Source organism: Jannaschia sp. M317 (assembly GCF_025141175.1).
GTDB lineage: Bacteria > Pseudomonadota > Alphaproteobacteria > Rhodobacterales > Rhodobacteraceae > Jannaschia.
Genome location: NZ_CP081155.1, coordinates 2,169,047 through 2,190,115 on the forward strand (window position 1 = coordinate 2,169,047; position 21,069 = coordinate 2,190,115).

The 21,069-nt window shown below is 66.0% G+C and carries 19 protein-coding genes and 1 pseudogene; 8 read left to right on the top strand and 12 right to left on the bottom strand.

What is annotated here, in order from left to right; genetic code table 11:
* The first annotated feature begins 9 nt into the window (after window positions 1-9).
* The 4 genes and pseudogenes from K3551_RS11130 (at window position 10) to K3551_RS11145 (ending at window position 5,354) form a co-directional block, all read left to right on the top strand.
* Window positions 10-2,219, top strand: a pseudogene (locus tag K3551_RS11130) (TRAP transporter permease).
* Between the two features lies 1 nt (window position 2,220).
* A complete protein-coding gene (locus K3551_RS11135) occupies window positions 2,221-3,465 on the top strand; it encodes an FAD-binding oxidoreductase (RefSeq protein ID WP_259913206.1) in 1,245 nt (414 codons plus the stop codon).
* Window positions 3,466-3,686: 221 nt separating this feature from the next.
* The gene (locus tag K3551_RS11140) at window positions 3,687-4,883 is read left to right on the top strand and encodes a glycerate kinase (RefSeq protein WP_259913208.1); all 1,197 of its coding nucleotides are present in this window, start codon (window positions 3,687-3,689) and stop codon (window positions 4,881-4,883) included.
* A gap of 15 nt (window positions 4,884-4,898) precedes the next feature.
* Entirely contained in the window at window positions 4,899-5,354 is a 456-nt protein-coding gene (locus tag K3551_RS11145; RefSeq protein ID WP_259913210.1) for a DUF1499 domain-containing protein, read from the top strand.
* Here K3551_RS11145 and K3551_RS11150 read toward each other — a convergent pair.
* From K3551_RS11150 to K3551_RS11190, 9 genes are all read right to left on the bottom strand, one after another.
* Window positions 5,351-6,469, bottom strand: a complete 1,119-nt coding sequence (locus K3551_RS11150; RefSeq protein WP_259913211.1) for an alpha-hydroxy acid oxidase — start codon at window positions 6,467-6,469, stop codon at window positions 5,351-5,353. The genes K3551_RS11145 and K3551_RS11150 overlap by 4 nt on opposite strands.
* A gap of 24 nt (window positions 6,470-6,493) precedes the next feature.
* Window positions 6,494-6,925: a universal stress protein gene (locus K3551_RS11155; protein ID WP_259913212.1), complete on the bottom strand. Its 432-nt coding sequence runs from the start codon at window positions 6,923-6,925 to the stop codon at window positions 6,494-6,496.
* Between the two features lie 27 nt (window positions 6,926-6,952).
* Window positions 6,953-7,933: an alcohol dehydrogenase catalytic domain-containing protein gene (locus K3551_RS11160; RefSeq protein ID WP_259913213.1), complete on the bottom strand. Its 981-nt coding sequence runs from the start codon at window positions 7,931-7,933 to the stop codon at window positions 6,953-6,955.
* Entirely contained in the window at window positions 7,930-8,685 is a 756-nt protein-coding gene (locus K3551_RS11165; RefSeq protein WP_311199792.1) for an SDR family oxidoreductase, read from the bottom strand. The genes K3551_RS11160 and K3551_RS11165 overlap by 4 nt, the downstream gene beginning before the upstream one ends.
* A gap of 5 nt (window positions 8,686-8,690) precedes the next feature.
* On the bottom strand, window positions 8,691-9,998 hold the full coding sequence (gene hisD, locus K3551_RS11170) for a histidinol dehydrogenase (protein ID WP_259913216.1): 1,308 nt from the start codon (window positions 9,996-9,998) through the stop codon (window positions 8,691-8,693).
* Between the two features lie 12 nt (window positions 9,999-10,010).
* The gene (locus K3551_RS11175) at window positions 10,011-11,339 is read right to left on the bottom strand and encodes a TRAP transporter large permease (RefSeq protein WP_259913218.1); all 1,329 of its coding nucleotides are present in this window, start codon (window positions 11,337-11,339) and stop codon (window positions 10,011-10,013) included.
* Window positions 11,340-11,351: 12 nt separating this feature from the next.
* A complete protein-coding gene (locus K3551_RS11180) occupies window positions 11,352-11,864 on the bottom strand; it encodes a TRAP transporter small permease (protein WP_259913220.1) in 513 nt (170 codons plus the stop codon).
* 112 nt (window positions 11,865-11,976) lie between these two features.
* Window positions 11,977-13,128 carry a TRAP transporter substrate-binding protein gene (locus tag K3551_RS11185; RefSeq protein ID WP_259913221.1) on the bottom strand — a complete coding sequence of 384 codons (1,152 nt, stop codon included), beginning with the start codon at window positions 13,126-13,128 and terminating at the stop codon, window positions 11,977-11,979.
* Window positions 13,129-13,148: 20 nt separating this feature from the next.
* Window positions 13,149-13,337, bottom strand: coding sequence for a hypothetical protein (locus tag K3551_RS11190; protein ID WP_259913222.1), 189 nt, complete (start codon window positions 13,335-13,337; stop codon window positions 13,149-13,151).
* 164 nt (window positions 13,338-13,501) lie between these two features.
* On the opposite strand from K3551_RS11190, the gene K3551_RS11195 reads away from it, so the two are divergent.
* Together K3551_RS11195 and K3551_RS11200 are read left to right on the top strand one after the other, a co-directional pair.
* Entirely contained in the window at window positions 13,502-14,524 is a 1,023-nt protein-coding gene (locus K3551_RS11195) for a LacI family DNA-binding transcriptional regulator (RefSeq protein ID WP_259913223.1), read from the top strand.
* A gap of 160 nt (window positions 14,525-14,684) precedes the next feature.
* Window positions 14,685-15,356, top strand: a complete 672-nt coding sequence (locus tag K3551_RS11200) for an aspartate/glutamate racemase family protein (RefSeq protein WP_259913224.1) — start codon at window positions 14,685-14,687, stop codon at window positions 15,354-15,356.
* A 10-nt stretch (window positions 15,357-15,366) separates the two neighbouring features.
* On the opposite strand, the gene K3551_RS11205 is transcribed toward K3551_RS11200, so the two are convergent.
* A complete protein-coding gene (locus K3551_RS11205) occupies window positions 15,367-16,236 on the bottom strand; it encodes a 1-acyl-sn-glycerol-3-phosphate acyltransferase (protein ID WP_259913225.1) in 870 nt (289 codons plus the stop codon).
* 226 nt (window positions 16,237-16,462) lie between these two features.
* Between K3551_RS11205 and K3551_RS11210 the strand changes: the two genes are divergently transcribed.
* The gene (locus K3551_RS11210) at window positions 16,463-17,398 is read left to right on the top strand and encodes a metallophosphoesterase (RefSeq protein ID WP_259913226.1); all 936 of its coding nucleotides are present in this window, start codon (window positions 16,463-16,465) and stop codon (window positions 17,396-17,398) included.
* Window positions 17,399-17,430: 32 nt separating this feature from the next.
* Here K3551_RS11210 and K3551_RS11215 read toward each other — a convergent pair whose 3' ends face one another.
* Together K3551_RS11215 and pepN are read right to left on the bottom strand one after the other, a co-directional pair.
* Window positions 17,431-18,162, bottom strand: coding sequence for an SDR family oxidoreductase (locus tag K3551_RS11215; protein WP_259913227.1), 732 nt, complete (start codon window positions 18,160-18,162; stop codon window positions 17,431-17,433).
* 92 nt (window positions 18,163-18,254) lie between these two features.
* Window positions 18,255-20,798 (bottom strand): aminopeptidase N, encoded by a 2,544-nt coding sequence (gene pepN, locus K3551_RS11220; protein WP_259913228.1) that lies wholly within the window; start codon window positions 20,796-20,798, stop codon window positions 18,255-18,257.
* A 127-nt stretch (window positions 20,799-20,925) separates the two neighbouring features.
* On the opposite strand from pepN, the gene K3551_RS11225 reads away from it, so the two are divergent.
* Entirely contained in the window at window positions 20,926-21,057 is a 132-nt protein-coding gene (locus K3551_RS11225) for a DUF2256 domain-containing protein (RefSeq protein WP_311199793.1), read from the top strand.
* Window positions 21,058-21,069: the final 12 nt, after the last annotated feature.

Genomic DNA, 21,069 nt, shown 5'->3' on the forward strand with positions numbered 1-21,069 from the left:
GACATCGCGATGAGTACGCCCAGCGAAGACGGTACATTAAGCGCGGAAGAGCTTGCGGCGATTGAAGCCAAGTACGACGAAGGCGCCGCGACGCGCCAGGTCGGGCAGAAAGCGGCGCTGCTGCTGCGCGTGGTCGCGCTGGTCTTTGCGATCTACCATTACCTGACCGCAGGCTTTGGCCTGCCTGCCGACCACTGGCATCTGGGTTGGCACCTGTCCGGTCTGTTCATTCTGACCTACGCCCTGCACCCGCTGGTCAAGACCCGGAACAGCCTGACTTTCCGCACCGGTTTCGGCCGTATCGACGGCATCCCGATCTACGATATCCTGCTGATGATCCTGGGCGTTGCGGCGGCGCTGTATGTCGGGGTCGCCTGGCGCGGACTGCCGGCGCTTGGCATCTCGGAGATGACCTTCCGCATGGGCAATCCGAACACCTATGACGTGGTGTTCGCCTGCATCCTGATCGTTCTGGTCCTGGATATCGCACGGCGCACGTTGGGCTGGGTCCTGCCAGCGATCATCAGTCTCTTCATCGTCTACGCCCTGTTCGGGCGGTATTTTTCCGGCCTGCTCCAACATCCGGGCGTGGGGTTCCAGACCTTTGTGTCGTCGATGTATTTCCCGCAGGAAGGCATCTTTGGCGTGACCTTGTGGGTCGTCTCGACGATCGTGTTCCACTTCGTGCTGTTCGGCGTGATCGCACAGCGCACCGGGCTGGGTCAGTTGTTCATTGACAACGCGACGATCCTGGCCGGGCGCTATACCGGCGGCCCTGCCAAGGTGTCGGTCGTCTCGTCCGCTTTCTTCGGCACGATTTCCGGGTCTTCGGTGGCGAACACCGTCTCGACAGGCGCGTTGACCATCCCGAACATGAAACGGCTGGGCTATCCGGCGCATTTCGCGGGCGGGGTCGAGGCCGCGGCCTCGGCAGGGGGCCAGATCACGCCCCCGATCATGGGTGCGGCCGCCTTTATCATGGCGGAGTTTCTGGAGCTTCCCTACACCACCATCGTGATCGCCGCGATCTTTCCCGCGGTGCTGCATTACGTAGGCGTCTTTACGGTCGTCCACCTGATGGCACGCAAGCTGGGCCTCAAGGGGCTCGCCAAGGAGCAGCTGCCGCAACTGGCCGCCGTCTGGCGGGAAGGCTGGGCCAATGTCGTGCCTCTGGTCGGCCTGCTCTGGGTGCTGTTCAGCGGCTATACGCCTTATATGGCGGCCTTCTGTGGCATATCGTTGGCCGTTGTCGCGGCATGTCGCGGATGCGGGAACCGATCACGATGGTCTACGCCCTGGCTTTCGCGGGTTTTGCGATATGGAAGTTCATGGGCGGCGGTTTTGAGCTTTCGACCACCATCCTGCTTGTGCTGGGCACGGTTCTGGCCACGCTGAACCCGCAACGGCGCGTGTCCTTGCCGGAAATGTCCGTGTCCGTCGAAACCGGGGTGAAATACGCCTTGGCGGTCGGCGCAGCCTCTGCTGCGGTGGGCATCGTGGTCGGGGTCATCAACACCACCGGCGTCGGGTTCCGCATCGGCTTTATGGTGACGCAGGGCACAGGGACCCTGGCCGCCGATATCTACAACCTGCTGTCGTTCGGTGACTTCGCTCTTTTTGCGGTCGAGGATCTGCAGCTGTTCCTGTCGTTGGTCTTCATTGCTATCGCCTGCATTCTGATGGGGGCGGGGGTGCCGACGACGGCGCTGTATATCATGCTGGTTTCGGTCGCCCAGCCGGCGCTGGCGCAGCTTGGCGTGCCGCCAATCGCAAGCCATCTGTTCGTCCTTTACTACGGTGTCGTGGCCGAGATCACGCCACCAGTCTGCACCTCGGCCTATGCCGCCGCAGCCATCGCCAACGCGCCACCGTTCAAGACTGGCATCTCGGCCTTTACGCTGGGTCTGGGCAAGATCGTCGCGCCCATGGCCTTTGTCTACGCACCGGTTCTGCTGTTCGTGTCCTCGACCGGGTTCGACCTGTGGGAGTTCACCTATAGCGCGGCCAGTTGCATTGCGGGCGTTGTTGCCCTGTCGGCTGCGGTCGTGGGCTTTTGGCTGGTGCCGATGGGGGTGATCAACAGGATCCTCTGTGCGATTGCCGGGCTGGTATTCATCGCGCCCTCTCTCTCGGCGGACTTGCTGGCCCTGATCATCGCTAGCCCCGCGATCATCACACAGGTGATCGGACGCCATCAAAGCAGGGCCGTGGCGTCCTGAGATGCCGGACACACCGCTTCATATCGGGATCGTGGGTGGCGGAATCGTCGGCATCTGCACGGCCCTGGCCCTGCAGGAGGCGGGGCAGCGCGTCACCCTGATCGACCGCGACCCCCCGGGTCAGGCCACGTCCTTTGGCAATGCCGGGATCATTTCGCCCTGGTCGATCGTCCCGCAAGCCATGCCGGGGATCTGGCGGAAACTTCCGGGCATGCTCTTGCGCCCGGACGGACCTGCGGCCGTCTCCTTGCGGCACGGGCCGGGGTATCTGCCCTGGCTCGCGCGGTTCCTGCGGCAGAGCACGCCGGACCGGGTGCGCGCGGCCTCGGATGCGATGCACTATCTCTGCGCGGATTCCATATCGCTTTACCGGCATCATCTTGGCGGCACCGGGCATGAGGACCTGATCGCGGATGCGATATATGTGCATGCGTTCCGTGATGCCGCGGCAGCGGACCTCGATGCGCAGGGCTACAGGATTCGCCGTGATGCCGGTGCGCAGATCGAGGCAATCGGCACCGCAGACCTCCGCGACCTGGAGCCGGACCTGGCCCCGGACTTCAAGGCCGCGATCCTCATCAGGGGGCAGGCGCGCGCGCGCGATCCCGGACGTCTGGGAACCGTGCTGGCCGAAAAGATCGCACGGCTGGGCGGGGCCGTCCTGCGTGAAACCGTGCTGGATCTGCGCCCGATCGACCGTGCCTGGCAGGTCGTCACAGACGCCACAACGCATCGGTTCGACAAGGTGGTGATTGCCGCCGGTGTCTGGTCGGCCGAAATCCTGAAGCGTCTGGGCCTGCGCGTGCCACTTGCGGCGGAACGCGGATACCACGTCGCCTATTCGGAAACCGCGGCACGGCTCAACAACTCGGTCATGGACGTGAGCGCGATGGCGGTGGCCAGCACGATGACCGGGGGCCTGCGGGTTGCAGGCACGGCTGAATTCGCGGGCATCTCTTCGCCGCCCAGTCCCAGACGGGTCAGGAACCTGCAACGGATCGCGGAAAGAATGGTGCCGTCCCTGAAGGGAGAAACGTTCAAATCATGGATGGGCATCCGGCCCTCGTTTCCCGACAGCCTTCCGTTGATCCAGGAATTCGCGCAACATCCCGGCCTGATCGGGGCCTTCGGCCACAGCCATTATGGGCTGATGATGGCACCTAAGACGGGCCGCATCGTGGCAGATATCGTGCGCCGGGCCCGGATCAACATGGATCAATCTGCCTTTGGCATAGAACGCTTTTAGCTGGATGGCTGCCTTGCGCACGCCGTCAGGATCACGCGGACCACCATGACCATCTGTCGGACGAACGGTCCCGGTTTGACCGCCCAGACGGCGTGACACTGACGTTCTGCGTCAGTCTTGCCGCGCAAGACTGACCGACTGCGCCCCCTGTCGGGCACGTTTTTGCTTGCCTCCGGGGGTTTCGGACCACACCTCCGAATGGACAGTCGCAGGAGGGGCGCATGCGTGACCAGATGATCGAGATTTTCAAGGCCGGTGTGCGCCGCGCCGATCCCGAGGCCGCCGTGACGTCCGCCCTGGCAGAGGCAGAGGCCCCCGATCTTGTCCTTGCATTGGGCAAGGCCGCCGTTGCCATGGCGCGCGCAGCCTTGATCCGGTTCCCCGGGACCGAGTGTCTTGTGGTCACCAACCCCGAGAACGCCGCAGACCTGTCCGGCGCACGGGTCTTTCTGGGCGGGCACCCGGTGCCGGATGCGGGTTCGGAAAGGGCGGGACAGGCCCTGCTGGATGCAGCCCGCGATCTGGGTCAGGGGCAGACGGCCTTGATCCTCGTCTCCGGTGGGGGGTCGGCCCTGGCGGTGGCCCCGGTCGAAGGTGTGACGCTTGCGGAAAAGGCCGAGGTTTCGCGCCTGTTGCTGGGGGCCGGGCTGGATATTCGGGCGATGAACCTGGTGCGTCAGAACCTGAGCCGGCTCAAGGGGGGGGGACTGGCGCGGGCCCTGGCACCCGCCAAGGGCCGCGCGCTGATCCTGTCGGATGTGGTGGGCGATGATCTGGCGGCCATCGCCTCGGGGCCGACGGTGCCGCCATTGGGGGACGCCGCCGCGGCGCGCCGTCTGTTGGAAGGCGTGGACCTCTGGACCCGCCTCCCGGCCAGTTGCCGCGAGGCGCTGACCCAGGGCACGGCACAGGACACCCCGGACCTGCCCGCGCGGCTGATCGGATCGAACCGTCTGTCTGCCGAGGCAATGCTGGCCGTGGCCCCGGCCGCCCGTCTCGACCCCGTGCCGTTGGAAGGCGACGTGGCCGAGGCCGCCGCCCGCGTCGTGTCGGCTGCGCAGGCGGGTCCGGGAATGACCCTCTGGGGGGGGGAGACGACGGTGGTTCTACGCGGCGACGGGCGTGGCGGGCGCAATCAGGAATTGGCTCTGCGGGTGGCGCAGGCGTTGGACGGGCTGGGCCGTCGCTGGGCTTTTCTGTCGGGCGGCACCGACGGGCGTGACGGGCCGACCGATGCGGCGGGCGCGCTGGTCGACGACGGCACCCTTGCACGGGCGCAGGCCGCAGGGCTGAACGTGGCCGCCCATCTGGCGCGCAACGACAGCTATCCGCTGCTGGCGGCGACGGGTGACCTGTTGATTATCGGCGGTACGGGCACAAATGTGGCTGACCTGCAAATCCTGCACGTCGCTGACTGACCCGGAGCCGCCGCCATGATCCTGAAGACCCTTGCCCTGGGCTCGCTTGGCCTTGCCATCGCCGTCGGCACCTATGTCCGTATGGCTCCGCTGGACCCCGATGTCTGGCATACGGACCCTGAAACGGCGGAACGACCCGGCACGCCGAACGATTTCCTGCTGGGACCGGGCGGCGATGTACCCGCCTTGGCCACGGACGTGGGGCCGACCGCCTTGTTCAACCGCCTGGACCGGGACCTGATGCGCCAGCCGGGGGTGTCCGTTCTGAAACTCGACCCGGTCGCGCATTTGTATACCTACGTGCAGCGCAGCAAGCTCATGGGATACCCGGACATCATCAACATCCGGGTCACGCCAGAAGGGCAGGGCAGCCGCCTCTCGATCTGGAGCAGGTCGCGCTATGGCCAGTCGGATCTTGGTGTGAACAAGGCGCGGGTCGAGGCCATGCTGACCCGCACTGGTCTGTCCTAGGGCGCACCCGCCGTCCGGTCGCGCAGCTGCCCGACATCGGTCAGGCCGGTTTGCGCCATGGCGATGCTCATCTCGTCGCTCAACACATCCCAAAGCCGGTGCAATCCGGCCTCGCCACCCGCCGCGATGGCGAATTGCAGAACCCGTCCGAAAAACGCGAAATCCGCTCCCTGGGCCAGCGCGCGCAACACGTCTTCGCCGGACCGCAGGCCGCTGTCGTAAAACAGCGGAAAGTCGGGGCCGACCGCCTGTCGGATCAGGGGCAGGCGGGTGATCGGTGGCGGCGCGCTTTGCAATTGGCGCGATCCGTGGCTGGAGACCTGAATGGCATCCACGCCCGCCGCCTGAAGCGCCACGGCGTCATCCACGTTCAAGACACCCTTGACCACCAGCTTGCCGGGCCAGGCGTCGCGCATCCGCGCCAGCGTGTCCCAATCGGCGCGCGCGCGGCTTTCGGTGCGGTCAAAGGCGTAGCCGTCCATCTGGAAATTGGCCATCTGCGGCTTGCCAGCCCAGACCTGCGACAGCGACCAGTGGGGGTGCAGCGCGAAATCCACGAACTGCCGGGGGCCGATCGAGAATGGCATCTTGAAGCCATGGCGCAATTCGCGCGGGCGGCGGCCCACTTCGGGGACATCGACGGTCATGACAAGGGTGCGATAGCCAGCCGTCTTGGCCCGTTCGATCAATTTGAACGTGCCCGCCCCGTCGCCGGAAAAGTAGAGCTGGAACCAGGCATGGCCGTCGGCCACCTCGATGATCCGTTCCAACGGGGTCGAGGCGACGGTGCTGACGCCGTGGGGCACGTGATAGCGTGCCGCCAGGCGCGCCAGCATCAGGTCGGCACCGGGCGCGCTCAGGTTGCACATCCCCATGGGGGCGATGCCAAAGGGGCGCTGTGCCTCTGCTCCGAACAGGTCGACGGCCAGATTGCGGCTGGAGACATCGCGCAGGATGCGCGGCTCCAGCGTCAGCGCGGCCAGCGCGGCGCGGTTCTGCGCCGCCCCGCTTTCATCGCCCGCCGCCCCGTCGATATAGTCAAAGACCATCCACGGCAGACGCCTGCGCGCCAGCCGCCGCGCATCCTCGGCCGAATGGATATCCGCCGCCCCCAAGTCAGACGCCCCCGGTGCGGCGCATCAGGTGCTGCTCTGGTTCGGGCCCGCGCTGCGATAGACATGCACCGCGCAGGGCGCGTGGCGGACGACGCGCGCGGCGGTGGACCCCAGTAGATAGTCGCTGAACCCCGGTTTGTGCGATCCCAGCACGATGCAATCGACGCCGTGCTGCGTCGCGTAGTCGATGATGCTGCGATAGGTGTGGCCTACGATCATTTCGGCGGTCACCCCGTCCAGCGCCTCGGTCCGCTGGGTCAGCAGGGCGCGGGCGCGGGCCTGCCCCTCCTGAATCACGCTGGCGTCAAGGTAGGCCGCAACCGAGCTTTGCGCCGCCTCGTAGACATGCAGCGCGACAATCTGGCCCGAGGTGCCCGCAAGACAGCGCGCAATGGCGAGAGTGTGGTCCGAGATGCCGTGATCCAGCGCCATCGGGACGAGAACCTTGTCATACATAGCGTGCCTCCTTGTCGGTGTGTCGTGTCAGGCCCAGGGGTCCAGAATGATCTTGGGCACCGCTGCCCGACCGCTTCGCAGATCTCCGAACGCCTCTGCACCCTGCGCCAGCGGGCGCAGTTCGGTCCAGTCCAGAGCGCCCAGCCGCCCGTCGAAAATCGCCGCGGCGGTGTCGCGGAAATCCTGTGCGGTATAGGTATAGGTGCCGATGAAGGTGATTTCCTGCAAGGTGGCGCGGCGCACATCCAGGCCGGGCGCGTCATCCCCCAACCCGACATGGGCAATCACCCCGCCCGGTTCGACGCAGGCGGTTGCGGCCTTGCGGGTCACGCCGAACCCCACCGCGTCGATCACCATGGCAAACTGGCCTGTCGCCTCTGGCACCACGACCTCGCCGCAGCGGTCGCGCAGAAAGGTGCGGCGCGCCTCCGACGGCTCTGCGATGGTGATGTCGGACAGGCCCATGGCCCGCAAGGCCAGCGCCGCCGCCAGCCCGATCGCGCCGCCCCCGATGACCAGGGCCCGGCGTTCCATCGCCGGGTGCAGCGCCGCAAGCGCCAGGCGCGCGGCATGCCAGCTTACGGCCAGCGGTTCGGCCAGGGCGGCGCGGGCCAGGGGCACGCCCTCGGGCACCTCGACCAGGTTTCGCGCGGGCATGGCGACATATTGGGCAAAGGCCCCTTCGCGCGGCTGCATCGAAATGATCTGCCGCTCCGGGCAAAGGTTCTCGCGCCCGGCACGGCAGGCGGGGCAGGTCATGCAGGTCACCAGCGGGTTGACCGTGACGCGGGTGCCGTCCATCGGCCCGCCCTCGATCACGCCTGCGGCTTCGTGGCCCAGGATCAGGGGCGCGGGGCGGCGGGCGTCGTGGCCCAGATAGGCGTGCATGTCCGACCCGCAGATGCCCACGGCGGCGACCTGGATCAGGTGTTCGTCCGGGGCAGGGGTGGCGTCCGGCACGTCGCGGAATGCCAGCGTTTCGACCCCTTCATAGACCAGTGCCTTCATTTCGCGGTAAACCCCCCATCGACCATCAGAACCTGCCCCGTGACATAAGACGACGCCTCGGAGCAGAGGAACAGGATCGGCCCGTCGATATCGTCCAGCCGGCCATTGCGGCCCAGACAGGTCTGGGCCGCGTTGCGCCCGGCGCGGTCCGGGTCGTCGAACACCGCCGCCGTCAATTCGGTCGGAAAGAACCCCGGCCCGATAGCGTTGGCGGTGATGCCATGGGGGGACCAGGCCTCGGCCATGGCGCGGGTCAGTTGGCCGATGCCGCCCTTGGTCGCGCCATAGGCGATGCCGCCGGGAAAAGCGCGCGTCGTCTGGAGCGACGCGAAGTTGACGATCCGGCCCCAGCCCTTGTCCTTCATCGGCCCGATCAACGCCCGGCTGAGGAAGAAGGGGGCCGACAGGTTCAGCGCCAGCGTCACGTCCCAGCCGTCTTCGGTCACGTCGTCGGCGGCCTGTCGGGTATTGATGCCGGCGGCGTGGATCACGATGTCGGGCGCGCCGAAGGGGGCCGCGATGGCGGCGGCCAGATCGTTCAGGCCGTCGCGATCCGCCACGTCGCCCACAACCCGCGCGGCCCGCGCGCCGATATCAGCGCACATCGCGTCCAGGGCTTCCGCCCGGCGTGCGACCCCCACGACACGCGCCCCGGCCCCGGCCAGGGCCACGGCGGCCCGCCGCCCGAGGCCGGAGCTGGCCCCGGTGACACAAGCCACCCGACCAGTCAGATCGAACAGGGGGGCCGCCACGTCCATCACTCCTCCGCGGTCAGATCGAAGTTTTCGCCGGGGAAGTACTTGGCCAGCCGCACGTCGGCGGCGCGGGCATGCCCCTCCATCCCTTCCAGCCGGGAAATGCGGGCGGTTGCGATGGCCACGTCCTTCGACGCATCGCGCGTCGTCCGCTGCCAGGTCACGATCTTCATGTACTTGTGCACCGACAGCCCGCCGGTATAGCCAGCGGCCCCCGAGGTCGGCAGCACGTGGTTGGTGCCCGATGCCTTGTCGCCGTAGGACACCGTAGTTTCCTCGCCCAGGAACAGCGATCCGTAGCAGGTCAGAGTCTCCAGCCACCAATCCAGATCCTCGGCCTGAACGGTCAGATGTTCGGGGGCGTATTCGTCGCTGCAGGCGGCCATGTCGGTGCGGTCGGGGCAAACGATGACCTCGGCGTAGTCGCGCCAGGCGGCCTCCGCGTTCTGGCGGTTCAGGTCGGGCAGGTCGGCGATCAGGTCGGGCACGCGGGCCATGACGTCCACCGCCAAGGCACGGTCGTCGGTGACCAGCCAGACCGGAGAGTTGTAGCCGTGTTCGGCCTGCGACACGAGGTCGGTGGCCACGATGTGCGGGTCCGCCGTCTTGTCCGCCAGGATCAGGCTGTCGGTCGGGCCCGCGATCATGTCGATGCCCACGCGCCCGAACAGGATGCGCTTGGCCTCGGCGACGAACTGGTTGCCGGGACCCACCAGGATGTTCGCCTTCGGCAGGCCGAACAGGCCAAAGGTCATCGCAGCCACGCCCTGCACGCCGCCCATGGCCATGATCTTGTCGGCCCCGCAGATGTGGGCCGCATAGACGATGGCCGGTGCCACGCCGACGCCGGGGCGGGGCGGGGAACAGGCGGTGATATGCTTGCAGCCCGCGACCTTGGCCGTGGTCACCGTCATGATGGCGCTGGCGATATGGCTGTAGCGCCCGCCCGGAACGTAACATCCTGCCGCATCCACGGGGATCGCCTTTTGCCCGGCGACGAAGCCCGGCGAGATTTCCATTTCCACATCTGCCACCGTGCTTTTCTGCAACTCGGCAAAGCGTTTGACGTTGTCGTGGGCAAAGCGGATGTCGGATTTCAGTTTCTCGGGCACCAGGGCGATGGCCGCGTCTATCTCGTCCTGCGACAGCAGCACGCTGCCCTCGTAGCGGTCGAATTTGGCGGCGTATTCCATCGCCTTGGCATCGCCGCCCGCCTCGATATCAGACAGGATCGACACCACCGTGTCATGGACGTCCGACGCGCCGGACGCTGCGGTCAGGGTCGCCTTCTTGAGATACTCGCGGGTCATCGGTCTAGGGTCCTATTTATAGATGTCTGGAAGCAGGGTCGTCGAGACGGCCGGCACGTATGCGATGAACAATACCACAACGAACATGCAAAGCACGAAGGGCACTGCGCGCGCCGCGATCTTGAGGATCGATTCACCGGTGATCCCCGAGACGACGAACAGGTTGAGGCCCAGCGGCGGCGTGATGAATCCCACACCCAGGGCCGTGATCATCATGATGCAGAACTGAATTTCGTTCATGCCGATGTTTTCGGCCAGCGGTTGCAGGATCGGGGCCAGGATCACGATGTTCGGTGTCGTCTCCATCACGCAGCCGGCGGCGATCAGGATACCGATCATCAGCAGGATCAGAACCCAGGGCTCATTGGTCAGGCTCGTGGCCGAAGCGACGAAGCCTTGCGGGACGCCCATGATGGCCAGCGCTTCGGCCAGGGGGGCCGAGAAGGCGATGATCGGCAGGATCACCCCGTTCACCTTGGCGGAACTGATCAGCATCGCCGGGAAATCCGCGAACCGCAGGGTGCGCAGCCCGAAGCCCATCAGGATCGTGACGATCACTGCCGTGGCCCCCGCCTCGGTCGGGGTCAGCCGGCCCGAGAAGATGCCGTAGAAGATGATGCCGGGAACGATAAAGGCATACCAGCCGGACTTGAGCGACTGGCCCAGGTTGCTCAGCCATTCGCCGAAGGTCAGGTTGCCGCCGCCCTCGTAGGAATGGATCCGGTTCATCACGAGGTTGGTGATCAGGATCGCAAACAGGATGCACAGACCGGGGATCAGCGCGGCGAGGAACAGCGTCGAGGCCGAGATACCCAGCACCAAGCCGATGATGATGTAGGCGATGGATGGCGGGATCAGGATGCCCGTGCAGGCCCCCGCTGCCACCAGCGCGCAGGCATAGGGCCGGGGATAGCCCGCCTCGACCAGGCGCGCGATGGTCATGCGGCCCACGGCCGCGGCCCCCGCCGCGTCCGAGCCGGAAATCGCGGCGAACATGCCGCAGACCAGCACCGTGGCAGAGCCGAAGCCGCCCTTGGTGAAACAGGTCAGCGCCTCGGCCACGTCCAGGAACTTGCGACTGAGCCCGGTTCGGACCAGCACGTCCCCCGTCAGGATGAACAGCGGAATGGCGGTCAGCGCGAACGCGTCGATCCCGGTGAACAGCCGCTCGCCCACCAGGCTCAGCGGCAGGTCGCCCGACATCAGCAGCATCAGGATGGCCGAGCTGCCGATCGCGGCCCAGACCGGCACGGCCAGCGCGATCAACGCGACGAAAATGAGGACCGGCAGGTAGAAATCCCATCCCAGCTCGACGGTCTGCGCAGCGGTGTTCCAAAGCATCTTGCAGCCCCCTCAGTCGAACAAGGTGTCGCCTTCGTAGACGGGCTGGCCCGTCCGGAAGGACACGTAGTCACGGTGGAGCGACTGGATCAGACGCCAGATCATCAGCCCGAAGCCCAGCGGCACGGCCATCAGAAACCACACCTTGGAAATCCGAAGCCCATCGGTCACCGACCCGAACTTGGCCGAGACATGCACAGATTCGAACGACCAGTAGAGCGCGATGACCGCCACGATCATCATCATGATGTCCCCGAACATGTAGAGCAGGGCCTTGGGCCGCTGCGGCAGGTAATGCATGATGACGTCGATGCGGATATGCGCGCGTTCCTTGACCGCGGCGGCCGCCCCGACCCAGGCCAGATAGATGAACGAATAGCGGACGATCTCCTCTCCCCAGATGGAGGAGTAGGCGAATATCTCTCGGCGCAGCACCTCGATCGCCATGGTGATGACCAGCATCACGTAGAAGATCAGCAGCAGCCAGCGTTCGGCGTTTTTGTCGATCACGCGCAGGCGGTCCATATCCGGTCCCTCCGGGCTCCACGGTCGGCACGACTTGCCCGCAACGGGGCCATGCGATCCGTGCTACGAATGGAAAGTCCGGGCACCCGGAAAGGGGTGCCCGGCAAAGGCGTCAGGCGTCGTGGACGTAGTATTTGCCCTGCGTGCCCGCGGCCTCTTCCATCATGTCGAAGGCCTCCATCGAGCCTGCGAGGTCGACTTTGAACTCGTCCCATTCGGACCGTTGGTAGCCGCCGGCGTCCTTCCATTCGGCCAGCTGATCGTCGCTGAGCGAGTGGAACTCGACCCCGGCCTTGACCAGTTCGGCCATGGCATAGGCCCGCGCCGAGGGCACCTTGGCCAGGTTCTGGTGCGCGGTCATCTCCGAGCCCCACATGATGCCTTCCTGCACGTCGGCGGGCATCGAGTTGAACCATTCCAGGTTGCACGAATAGACCTGACTGTCCGGCACCGCCTGGGTGAAAGTCACGTGGCTCAGGATATCCTTGAAGCCGAACACGAACAGCGCGCCGACCGACGGATCGAGGGCGTCGGCCACGCCCTGCTGGATCGCCGAGGGCGTTTCCCCCCAGGCCACCGGCGTCGGGTTGGCGCCGACCATGCGGTAATACTGCTGCAACATCGCGGAACCGGGCACGCGGAACTTCACGCCGCTCAGGTCGCCCGGTGTCAGAACCGCACCTGCTCCGCCTTTGCGCACGGCCACGACGCGCGGGTCGATATTGACGTAGAACAGGGGCTTGAAACCGTTTTCTTCGATCTTGGGCGTGACGTTCGAATTCCAGAAATCCGAGGTCACGAGGTTGGTGAACCGCTGATTGGACCCGCAAAGGTAGGGCATGTTGATCAGGTCGACCGTCGAGGCAAACGGCGCGAAGTTCGACAACGAATGCTGCGCCGCCTGGATCGTGCCGCCCTGGACGGCCTGCACCAATGCGCCACCCGCGCCCAGCTGTCCGCCGGGGGCCAGCTTGACATAGACCTTGCCGTTGGTGGCGTTCTGGATGTTCTCCTTCAGGTCCAGCTGCATGATCGGATAGCTGCGCGACGCGCCCAGCACATAGGCCGTGGCGATCGTCATCTTGTGCTCTGCGGCGTTCTCGCGCTCGCGCTCCTCGTTGGCGGCTTGCGCGGCGGCCTCCGTGGACCAGAGCGTGCCGGCGGCTCCGGCGACGACTGCGGCGGTGAACCCGGTCGTGGACGCGATCTTCAGAAAGTTGCGGCGCTCGACCGAGGCCAGCTCCGTGCGGTCTTTAGTATCCATTTGGTCTCCTCCCATGAAACCTATTGGCTGCCGTCCTCCTGCGACCGGTCAGCCTCCTTCTTCAGGATCGCAACGACGAAAAGCAGCGACGCGACGAACAGGACCAACATCTCTCCGACGTCCCCAAGGAACGCATTGTTCGCAAAAGCCCCGAGCGCCACGTTCAGAAAGAACAGGGCGAACACGATGAATGAGCCGATGAGAAACACGGGCGAGCCTCCAACTCTGTCTGATCCCAAGAATACTGTAAGCGCTTACAGTCGATTCTTGCAAGCGCTTACAGTCACGATCTGCAAGGGCTTGCAGAAACAGGGCTGCGGGGCCTTGTTCTAGGCAGTATGATCGGACCAACCGTCCAGAGGACCCGCCGCAGATGTTTGTGCCGCCACCGATTCCCACGCTCGAAGATGTTGCCCGCGTGGCTGGCGTGTCGACCGCGACGGTCTCGCGCTGTCTCAATGGCAAGGGCATGGTGTCGGCCAAGTCGCGCGACAAGGTGATGCAGGCGGTCGAGGCGCTAGGCTACACGCCCAACTTCGGGGCCCGCGCCATGGCCGCCAAGCGCACCCATACGATCGGCGCCGTGATCCCGACGATGGAAAACGCCATCTTCGCGCGTGGACTTCAGGCGTTTCAGGAAACGCTGCACGGGCACGGCTACAACCTGCTGCTGTCCAGCAGCGCCTACCGCCCGGAATTGGAAGCAGAGCAGATCCGCGCCCTGATTGCGCGCGGGGCCGATGGTCTGCTGCTGATCGGCTATGCACGAGACGCGGCGGTCTACGACATGCTGTCGCGCCGGGGGATTCCCACCATGCTGGCCTGGGCGTCCCTTCCGGATAGTCCGCATCCCTCGGTGGGCTTCGACAATCGCGGCTCCATGCGGCACCTGGCGGATGCTGTGCTGGGGCTGGGGCACCGGCGCATGGCCGTGATTTCCGGCATCGTTGCGGGCAATGACCGCGCGGCCTGCCGTCTTGCGGGCATTCGCGACAGCTGGACGGCCCATGGCTTCGACCTTGCCGATCTGGCCGTGATCGAGACGCCCTATGGCGTCGAAAACGGGGCCGCTGCGCTGGCTCAGCATATGCAGGCTGCGACCCCGCCCAGTGTCGTGATGTGCGGCAATGATGTTCTGGCTGCGGGCGCGATTGCGCGGGCGCGCGACATGGGGCTGGATCTGCCGGGGGATCTGTCGATCACCGGGTTCGACGACATTGAACTTGCGCGCCTGGTGACGCCCGCTTTGACGACGGTCCATGTTCCGCACCGCGAAATGGGCCGCACCGCCGCGCGTGAGCTTGTCAACCTGATCGAGGGGCGCTCCGGACAGACCCGGACCGAGCTTGCGGCCACTGTGGTGATGCGCTCTTCGCTGGGCCCGCCCGCGTCCTAGCCGCGTGGTTCCATTGCCTGCATCCCAGCCCGACGGCCTTCACGCCACCTGACCGCAACGGTTCTCGAAACGACAACGCACCGTCACGCGCGACGACACAGCACCGCGTGCAGGTTAATGTGGCAGCGGACTACCCCGTTTCCCATTGCATGAGCCCGAGATGACCGTCCCACCCCGCCTTGCCCTGATCCACGCCACGCGCCTGTCCATCGACCCGGTCGAGGATGCGGCGCGGCGGCTCTGGCCGGAGGCGGAGACGGTGTCCCTGCTGGACGAGGCCCTGTCGCGGGACCGGCAGCGGGACATCGGCCTGACGGATGCATTGTCGGACCGGATCGGCGTGCTGGCGCGTTATGCCGAAGGGGCAGGGGCGGCGGGGATCCTGTTTACCTGCTCTGCCTTTGGTCCCGCGATCGAGGCCGCCGCCACCCGCGCCACCGTCCCCGTGCGCAAACCCAATGCCGCGATGTTCGATGCGGCTCTGGACCACGGCCCGCGCATCGTCCTGCTGCACAGCTTCGCCCCCTCGGCCCGCACCCTCCTGCCGGAGTTGGAGGCCGCGGCCCTTGCGCGTGGCGTCACGATCCAGGCCCAGGCGCGTTTCTGTCCCGATGCGATGGCGGCAAAGGCCGCAGGCGACATCGCCCGCCACGACCAGCTGATTGCGGATGCAGCGGCGGCGGTTGATGGGGCCGACGTGATCCTGCTGGCCCAATTCTCGATGGCGAGCGCGGCGCCTGCGGCGCGGGCCCGCACCGGCACGCCGATATTGACCAGCCCCGAAGCCGCCATCCTGGATATGCGCCGCCGTCTGTCGCCCGTGGGCAGTTGACGTCCAGGTGTCAGGCGGGCGCGGGCAGCCAGCGCCGACCGGGACGATATTTGGTCAAGCTGATTTCCCCGTGACGACGGTCGCCCAACCGCAGGGTCGCTTCGCGCAACACTTCGATCCCGTCACCCGCATCGCGCGGCAGGGCGGCCCCGTCCAGCGGGCGGCCTACCGTCACCCGATAGGGCTGCACGTCCTTGTTCAGCGTTTCGTGGAACAAGGTGATGTCGCGCAACGTCGGGTGAACCGCGTCGAAGGCATAGAACATGGCCGAGTTGCGCGCGCAGATATGCACCGGGATCACCGGCAGCCTGAACTTGCGCGCGATCATCGCGGCCGAGGCCATCCAGGGGCGCTCATGCAGTTGCAGGCCACGCCGTTTCGCCAGCCGCCCCGACGGAAAGATGACGCCCAGTCGCCCGGCGTCCAATGCCTCCCGTGTCAGCTTCATCGTTTCGCGGGTCTTGGCCACCGTGCGCAGATCTTCGCGCCATTCGACGGGGACGATGATGTCGGCAAACTGGGGCACGACCCGCAGGATGTCGCTGTTGGCATAGTAGAACGCATCGGGCCTGCGACGCAGCAACAGGTCGTGCAGGATGATCCCGTCCGCAATGCCGGTCGGGTGGTTCGCCACGATCAGGGCAGGCCCGTCGGTGGGCACGTTGTCCAACCCGGTGACGGTGACGCGACGGGCGATGCGTCGCGCCAGGTCGGCCATGATCTCCGGCACGGTCTGGTCGATATAGTGCGTCCCGATCTCGACCGAGCGTTGATAGGCCAGCAGCCGGTCCAGGATGGGCCAGGCCGCGCGGGCCGGGATCGAGCCGTTGAACAGCCAGGGGGCTCGTTCGGCGATGAGGGGATCGAGACGGTCGCGCATGGTGCCTCCCACCACAGAGGTATGACGGGCGTGTGACGCCGCGTCCTTTCTCTGCTCATCTAGGTGGCAGGGTAGGGCAATTCCACTCAAAACGCCATCCGCGACCGGGCGGGCGGGGGCCCGCTTGGCGTTGGCGGATCGTCACCGAAGCGTCACGCCCAGGTGATCCGCGCGTCACGCTTTGGCGGTCTGACACGCGCATCGACCCTCAAACCCCGGAGCCCCCATGCGCCCCCTTTTCCTGTCTGCCCTGACCGTCCTCGCCAGCCCGGCCCTGGCGGAACCCTTTGCCATCGTTGCCCTGGGCGATGCGCCCTATGGGGATCCGGCCGAGGTCTATGCCCCCTTCGAGACGCTGATCGACACGATCAACGCCACTGCGCCCGATCTGGTGCTGCATGTGGGCGACACGAAATCCGGCGGGACCGAATGCTCCGACCAGATGCTGGACGATCAACTGGCCTTTCTGAACCGGTTCGCCGCGCCCACGCTCTATGCGCCGGGTGACAACGAATGGACCGACTGCCACCGCGCCAAGGCGGGCGGTTTTGATCCGCTCGACCGTCTGGACCGGATCCGTCAGACCTATTTCGCCGCGCCCGAAACCAGCTTTGGCATGGCCCATGTCACCGTCGAAAGCCAGGCCGACGCAGGCTACCCCGAGAACGCGCGCCTGATGCACAAGGACGTCATGGTGATGACCGCCCATGTCGTCGGGTCCAACAACAACTTCGAGGTGCGCGACCCCGCCGCCGTGGCCGAATTCTTTGCCCGCGACGCAGCCAATGTCACCTGGTTGCGCGACAGCTTTGCCGCCGCGCAGGAGGCCGAGGCGCTGGTGCTGGCAATTCATGCCGACATGTTCGAATTCGACTTTGGCCCCGCCTGGTCGCCCGAAGGCTGGCTGCGCCACTCCGGCTTCCAGAATTTCGGACCCGCGCTGATCGAAGAGGCGGCGGCCTTCGGCAAGCCTGTGCTGCTGATCTACGGCGACAGCCACCGGTTTCGACAGTCCCGGCCCTTTGCCGACGGCGCGCCGAACCTGATGGCGGTCGAGGTGCCTGGCGCCGCGAACATGCACGCCCTGACGATCGGCGTGGATACGGATGCACCAGGTATCTTCAGCGTCTCGCTGCTGCGGAACCCGGCGCTGGACGGATAATGTGCGGGCGGCGCGGGGCCTTCTCCGCGCCGCTACCGACCGCCCGAGACGTCCAGCACGCTATCGGTGACATAGCTGGCGTGATCGCTCAGCAGCCAGAGCACGGCGCGCGCCACTTCGTCCGCCGTGCCCGCGCGGCGCATCGGCAGGCTGGGGGCCAGGCGGTCGACGCGATCCGGCTCTCCGCCCTTGGCGTGGATATCCGTGGCGATGATGCCCGGCCGAACGGCGGTGACGCGAATGCCACGCGGGGCAAGTTCCTGCGCCAACCCCTTGGAGAAGACCTCCAGCCCGCCCTTGGTCGCGGCGTAGTCGACGTATTGGTTCGGGCTGCCGAACTTTGCCGCCACGGACGAGATGTTGACGATGGCCGCCCCCTCGTGCATCCGCCGCGCCGCCTGACCGGCGACCAACATCGGTGACGTCAGGTTCACCGCCACGATCCGCGCAACCCGGGCGGCGGTGAATTCGGTGACTGGCTGCGCCCGGTCCAACACGCCCGCGTTGTTGACCAACCCATCCAGACGATCATGGGCCGCATCGAACTGTGCGAACAGGTCGGTGACCGTCTCAGGATCACTCAGGTCCGAGCGGAGCAGAGAGACCCGCGCGCCCCTGGCCCGCGCGGCCAGGGCGGTGGCTTCGACCCCGGCCCGGTTGCCGTTGTAGTGCAGCGCCAGATCGTGATCTGAGGCGGCCATCACGGCAGTCGCGGCCCCGATCCCCGAGGAGGCGCCCGTGATCAGCAGGGTCTTCCGGGTCATGTCTGTCCCTTTCGGTTGCGGCCGGGCGGTCAAATCCTTGGAAGGATTTGATCAATTTCTTCCAAGAAATTGACCCGGTCGAGGGGGCGGTGTCAGGCCAGCATCCGATCGATCATTTCGCCCAGATCGCGACTCGTCTCGGCGTGTTGCAGCCTTTCCAGCTGCGCACGGATCAAACCCTGCCGATCCGCGTCGTAGCGTCGCCAGGTGTCAAAGGCCGTCGACATCCGCGCCGTTGTTTGCGGGTTCGACGCGTCAAGCTTCAGCAGCCAATCCGCCAGGAACCGATAACCAGACCCGTCGGCGGTGTGGAATCCCGCAGGATTGCCCGACGTCAGCCCTCCGATGACGGACCGGAACCGGTTCGGGTTCGTCATATCGAAATCGGCATGCCGGGTCAGACCGGTTGCGACGCCCACCGCGCGGTCAGGGGCAGCATGGGCGACCTGGGCCGTGAACCACTTGTCCATGACCAGGCGGTCGTGCTGCCAATCTGCCTCGAACTGCCCCGCGACCGACGGATCACCCGCCTCCAGCAGGCAGGCAAAGGCGGCCATGCGGTCGGTCATGTTGTCCGCCGCGTCATAGGCCGCCCGCGCCGCTGCGCCGTCGTCCAAAAGCGTCTGGAACTTGAGCAGCTGCGCCGACAGCGCCCGTTTGCCCGCGTCCTCTGCCTTCGGGTCGAAGGGGCCGAGGATGTGCATGGCGTCGCGCAACACGGGCAGGTCGTGGGCCAGCCGCCCGGCGACGGCCACCGCCGCCGCCTTCCGGGCGGCATGGATCGCGTCGGGGTCCGGCACCACGCCCATCTGGTGCAGGGTCTGCGCCAGATCGTCCTCGGAAGGCAGGCCAAGCGCCAGCGCGCGGAACGCCGGATCGGCGGTGTCGTCGCAGGCCAGCGTCGCCACGGCATCCAGCCAGGCCGCGTCGAACCCGGCGCCTTCGGTCACCGCGCGAATGATACGCGACTTGGCCAGTGTCCGCCCGGCTTCCCAGCGGTTGAACGGGTCGCTGTCGTGGGCCAACAGGATCAGGCGGTCCGCCTCCGGCTGGTCGAAGTCCAGCACCACCGGCGCTGAAAAGCCGCGCAGCATCGAAAGGACGGGGCGGTCTGGCAGGGCCACCTCCAGCGTGGCGGTGGCCTCTGACAGCTCGAAAACCTCGGTCGCACGGACCTCTTTGCCCCGTGCATCCAGCAGGCCCCAGGCCAGCGGGATCACCATCGGGGCCTTATCGGTCTGCCCCGGAGTGTCGGGAACGTCCTGTCTGATATCAAGACGATAGAGGCCGTTGTTAAAGTCCTCGCGCAGTGTCACGCGCGGCGTGCCCGCCTGCGAATACCACAACTGGAACTGCGTCAGATCGCGGCCTGTCACCTCTGCGAAGCAAGCCAGCCAATCCTCGATCGTGCAGGCCTGTCCGTCATGGCGGTCGAAATACAGCTGACAGCCGGCGTCGTAGGCGTCCGGCCCGATCAGGGTGCGCAGCATGCCGATGACCTCGGCCCCCTTGTCGTAGACGGTCGAGGTGTAGAAATTGTTGATCTCGACGAAGCTTTCGGGCCGAACGGGGTGCGCCAGCGGGCCCGCATCCTCCCGGAATTGGCGGGTGCGGAGTTTCAGGACATCCGAAATGCGTTTCACAGCCGGATCGCGCGCGTCGCAGGTGAACTGCTGGTCGCGAAAGACCGTCAGCCCCTCTTTCAGGCACAGTTGAAACCAGTCGCGGCAGGTGATCCGATTGCCGGTCCAGTTGTGGAAGTATTCGTGCGCCACGACGCTTTCGATCCACTCATAGGTCGCATCGGTCGCGGTGTCGGGACTGGCCAGGACATAGGCGCTGTTGAAGACGTTCAGGCCCTTGTTCTCCATTGCCCCCATGTTGAAATCGTCCACCGCGACGATGTTGAACACCGACAGGTCGTAGGCGCGGCCATAGACCTCCTCGTCCCAGGCCATGGACCGTTTGAGCGCGTCCATCGCATAGCCGGTGCGCCCCTCGTCGCCCGGGCGCACCCAGATGTTCAGCGCCACCTCGCGCCCGTCCATCGTGGTAAAGGTGTCGGATGTCGCCACCAGGTTCCCGGCCACCAGGGCGAACAGATAGGTCGGCTTGGGCCAGGGATCGTGCCATTTGCCTGGCGCGACCTCATCACCGTTGGACAAGAGGACGGGCAGATCCGCCTCGATCTCCACGTCGTAGGTGGCCATCACGTCGGGGCAGTCCAGCATCCAGGTGATGCGGCGGAACCCCTCGGCCTCGCACTGGGTGCAATACATGCCGTTCGACATATAGAGCCCGTCAAACGCCTTGTTCGTCTCGGGTGAAATGCGCACCACGGTTTCCAGCAGAAAGGCATCGGGGGCGTCATGCAGGGTCAGGGTCGTGTCGGTTACGGTATAGCGATCCTCGGCCAGCGGCTCTCCGTCCAGCGCGAGAGAGACCAGATCCAGCTGTTCGCCATTCAGAACCATCTCGCCCGGACCCTGCCTCCGACAGGTCAGGCGCGCCATGACCTCGGTCGCCCGCGGATCGAGGCGGACATGCATATCCACATGGGTGACGGTGACTGGCACCGGCGCATAGTCGGAGAGGTGGATCGTCTGGTCCGGGGACGAGGGGGTGGCGTCGCGCATGGGGGTCTCCTTTGGCGTCAAGCTAGGGTCGGGGAAAGGCGGGGACCAGAGCGAAAAGCACCGTGACTTGACCGGCCACGGCGCTAATTCCCGGGTCGGGCGACGGCGGGGGCAGGCGATGGGCCGAATGACACGCAAGGGCGATTTGCCCACCAAGACGTGCCAGACGTGCGGTCGGCCCTTTGCCTGGCGGCGCAAATGGGCGGATGTCTGGGACGAGGTAAAATACTGCTCGGACCGGTGTCGCCGAAAGCGGTAAAAAAATCTTACC

Excerpts from the sequence above, each read along its gene's own strand:
- pepN (WP_259913228.1), bottom strand. The coding sequence starts at position 20,798 with ATGCGCGACGCCACCCCCTCGTCCCCGGACCAGACGATCCACCTCTCC.
- K3551_RS11210 (WP_259913226.1), top strand. The coding sequence starts at position 16,463 with ATGCGCCCCCTTTTCCTGTCTGCCCTGACCGTCCTCGCCAGCCCGGCC.
- K3551_RS11140 (WP_259913208.1), top strand. The coding sequence starts at position 3,687 with ATGCGTGACCAGATGATCGAGATTTTCAAGGCCGGTGTGCGCCGCGCC.
- K3551_RS11135 (WP_259913206.1), top strand. The coding sequence starts at position 2,221 with ATGCCGGACACACCGCTTCATATCGGGATCGTGGGTGGCGGAATCGTC.
- K3551_RS11215 (WP_259913227.1), bottom strand. The coding sequence starts at position 18,162 with ATGACCCGGAAGACCCTGCTGATCACGGGCGCCTCCTCGGGGATCGGG.
- K3551_RS11160 (WP_259913213.1), bottom strand. The coding sequence starts at position 7,933 with ATGAAGGCACTGGTCTATGAAGGGGTCGAAACGCTGGCATTCCGCGAC.
- K3551_RS11225 (WP_311199793.1), top strand. The coding sequence starts at position 20,926 with ATGACACGCAAGGGCGATTTGCCCACCAAGACGTGCCAGACGTGCGGT.
- K3551_RS11155 (WP_259913212.1), bottom strand. The coding sequence starts at position 6,925 with ATGTATGACAAGGTTCTCGTCCCGATGGCGCTGGATCACGGCATCTCG.
- K3551_RS11145 (WP_259913210.1), top strand. The coding sequence starts at position 4,899 with ATGATCCTGAAGACCCTTGCCCTGGGCTCGCTTGGCCTTGCCATCGCC.
- K3551_RS11205 (WP_259913225.1), bottom strand. The coding sequence starts at position 16,236 with ATGCGCGACCGTCTCGATCCCCTCATCGCCGAACGAGCCCCCTGGCTG.
- hisD (WP_259913216.1), bottom strand. The coding sequence starts at position 9,998 with ATGACCCGCGAGTATCTCAAGAAGGCGACCCTGACCGCAGCGTCCGGC.
- K3551_RS11185 (WP_259913221.1), bottom strand. The coding sequence starts at position 13,128 with ATGGATACTAAAGACCGCACGGAGCTGGCCTCGGTCGAGCGCCGCAAC.
- K3551_RS11180 (WP_259913220.1), bottom strand. The coding sequence starts at position 11,864 with ATGGACCGCCTGCGCGTGATCGACAAAAACGCCGAACGCTGGCTGCTG.
- K3551_RS11200 (WP_259913224.1), top strand. The coding sequence starts at position 14,685 with ATGACCGTCCCACCCCGCCTTGCCCTGATCCACGCCACGCGCCTGTCC.
- K3551_RS11195 (WP_259913223.1), top strand. The coding sequence starts at position 13,502 with ATGTTTGTGCCGCCACCGATTCCCACGCTCGAAGATGTTGCCCGCGTG.
- K3551_RS11175 (WP_259913218.1), bottom strand. The coding sequence starts at position 11,339 with ATGCTTTGGAACACCGCTGCGCAGACCGTCGAGCTGGGATGGGATTTC.